2 protein-coding genes are annotated in these 3171 nt (G+C 69.3%); both read right to left on the reverse strand.

What is annotated here, in order from left to right:
- Nucleotides 1-2241 (reverse strand): hypothetical protein (locus VFE28_17055; protein HZM17707.1); only part of this gene is annotated, 2241 nt, incomplete at its 3' end.
- Nucleotides 2242-2338: 97 nt separating this feature from the next.
- Nucleotides 2339-3171: hypothetical protein (locus VFE28_17060; protein ID HZM17708.1), on the reverse strand; the 833-nt coding region annotated here is incomplete at its 5' end.

Raw genomic sequence — 3171 nt, forward strand, 5'->3', positions numbered from 1 at the left:
ATAGGCGTAAGCCACACCTAGGTTGTCCTGCAGCCGTACGTGGAGCTCCGCCGGCCAGCCGAAGGCCGGCACCTCGACCAAGGGTGCGTGTTCCAGGTGCGGCGCTTCATGGTCCACACCGACGCGATAGGAAAACACCGCTGCCGGCGCCGTCGCCGGCTGGAAGGCGAAGTAAGTGGGGTCGAAGCGCAACGCCGCCAGGTAGTACTCCACCTGCGTTCCCTCCGGCATGCCGGGGATGGAGGCGGTGTAGTTGCGCCCGGCGGTGAGCTGCATGTCCTGGTGGGTGAACTCGCCTTCCGAGCCGACGCGGTAACTGAGGCGGACGTAGCCTGAGTCGTCCTCGGCGAAGGAGCGCAGGTGTGCCACCACCGGACGCGGGGCGTCGATCGCCTCGCTGTCTTGGAGCGGTAGGTGCTCGAGGACGAGCTGGTGTGCCCCGAGGGGGCCCATGCCGTGGGCGCCGAAGGCTTGCAGCAGCGCTTCGCGGTGAGGCGAGCCGTTGCCGGCCCAGCCGTCGTCGAAGAGCAGATCGTCCTGGAGCAGCATGGCCTCGAGGAACTCCTCGAAGCTGCGCGGGAAGAGTTCGCGGGCATAGTGCACCAAGGCGTCGGCAACGGCGGCGCCGGTCCGCTCGCGGGTGTCCCACAAGGCGCCGCCGAAGATGCGACCGTTGGCGTGCGGTTCGTTGAAATGATCGCGGTGCTCCGGCCAGATGAGACGGTTCTGCAAGGTGCGGACCGGATCCGGGGTGGTCCGATAGAGGAGCTCCCCTAGATCCGGGTCATCGGTCACGGTGGCGGCGAAATAGTCCGAGAGGCCTTCGTGCATCGCGGCGCCGATGGGCCCCACCAGCGGCCCGCCGGGCTTGTAGATGTACTCCGTGGCGGCATGGGTGTACTCGTGGTAGATCACGTCGGCGAACAGTCCCAGGTTGAAATACGTGGCGCCGCCGAGACCGAATCCCATCCGCGTGCCGTTCCAGTAGGCGTTCGGATAGTTCGGGTCGCCGGTGTAGGGATCCAGCGCCGCCACCACGGCGGGCATGGGGAAATCGAGCAGGTGGAAATCGAAGTGCTGCGTCAGCCAATCGTGCATGAGATTGGCGTGATAGTAGACGGTGCGCTCGTCGGCGCGCGCCTCGGCGCCGCCGATACGGAGCTCCACCTCGCTCGGGACCGGGACGAGACGTTGGTAATAAGGCGATCCGGTCGGGGCCTCGTTGTCCACCGACAGGTAGAGACCGCGCAAGCCGCTGCGCAGCATGACCTCACCGGGATCGGCATCGAAAGCGAAGACCCCCTCGCCGTTGGTGTGCGTGCGGGGATCGTTCTCGCCGAAACCGAGCCGCACCTCCAACCAGGGCAGCACCACGTCCACCGGTTCCTCGAAGGCGTAGCGCATTTGCACCAGGGAGCGGGCGGTGCCGCTGAGCACGCTCTCCCGCACCAGGGAGTCGAGAGCCAGGAGACGCTGGTGCTCTGCTTCCACGAGGGCGCGCCAGCGCCCGCCGCTCGGGGTCGCCACGATGATCTCCACCGCTTCCACCCCGGACGGGCCCGCTGCGTCGTCGACGGGCACGATCACGGCTTCGGAGCTCTCCAGCTCCACGGCGCGCCCGATCGCCGCGGCCGCCACGGCGCGCGCCGCTTCCGGCTCGAGAACGAACGGCGGCGGCGCGAGAGCGGGGAGGAGCGTGGAGTGGAACGCCACCACGGTCCCGTCACGGGCCAGGGTGAGGTCCAAGAGGGCGCCGACGACGCGTCGCTCCGCCTGACGCTGCTGCCAGGTCACGTGCCAGGCTTTCCCGGCATGCAGGAGACGGGTGCGCTCGAGCGACGCCGCGGCGGAGCCGAGCAGGGCGGTGTGCTGCCGCCGAAACTGTTCGGCGGCGGCGAAGATGGCGGGGGCGGCGAGAGCTCGCGCCGCCGGGAGCGGACCACCGCGGCCGGAGCTCGCGATGCCAAGGCGTTCGTTCCAGCGCACCTGCCAGGCACCGCCCGTGGACGACTCGAGAGCGCGCTCGGCGCGCACGGCGTGCTCCCGCGCCGCGAGGAGACTCCCGCCCGCCGCGGCCGGGAGTGGGCGCGCCGTCACCGCCTCCGCTGCGGGCGCGGTGACGAAAGCGGCTGCAGGTGGGGAAACAGAGAGGGTCAAGAGGGCGAGGAAAGCGAAGGCCTGCGGACGAACACGGCGCCAGGGCGGCGTCGACGCACTCAAGTGCTTGCTACGAGCCCTCATTGTTGCAACCTCCTCGACCCGACTCGGCCGCGCGGGGCCCAAGAAGAAAACGCGGCCTACCACGACGAGAGCGAATACGCCGTTGCCCTGCATGCGTCTACTGCAAAAGTACCAGCTTCCCTGCTTCCTTTCCCAGACGCGAGACCAGACGGTAGCCATACACTCCGGCAGGAAGGCGGCGCCGTAGATCCTGCGGCCTCCAGACCACGACCCGTGCGCCCGGGCCTGGCTCCTCGTCGAGGAGCCGGGTGACGAGGCGGCCCCGGGCATCGAGGATTTCCAGAACCACATGCCCGGCGTTTCGGGGCACCTGCAGTTCGAAGCGCAGACTCGGGCGGAAAGGATTCGGCCAGGGGGCGCGGACGAGCAGGCTCCGCCCCCCGAACTCCGGGCTCGCCGCATCGGTGGGCTCTCGCGGCCCCGGCTGCAGCTCGAAGTCGTCCAGCAGCCAGCCGCGCAGACCGAAAGGAGACGGCACGTTGTCGCTGCCGAAGAGGAAGCGCAGGCGCACGCGCTGTCCGCTCCAGGGACTGAGGTCGAAATGCAACTGTCGCCAGCCGGTATCGCGGCCGGAGAGACACGGCGTGCCGGCGGGGATGACGTTGGTGCCTCCCGTATCGCTCATCTCGTGATCGTAACCACCGACAGGGGTGAGGAGCTCCCAGAGCGAGACCCCCTCGCGCTGGATCTGCACGACGCCGCCATCGAAGGCGAAAGCGGGGCCGTTTTCCTCCGCTTGCATCCACGACCAGATGCTGGCGTGGCCACCGTTGCCGAGCCGGAGCCAAGCGCTCTGCAACTCGGCGGCGGTCATGGCCGGCAGCTCGCCGCTCTCGGCGCCGCACAGCCAGGCATGGCCCGCGCCGTCCCCGTGGTGGAACGCCCCGGTCAGCTGCCAAGGATCGGGCCGGGCCAACACCACCGCCCGGT

The organism is Candidatus Krumholzibacteriia bacterium, assembly GCA_035649275.1.
In the GTDB taxonomy this organism is placed as follows: Bacteria; Krumholzibacteriota; Krumholzibacteriia.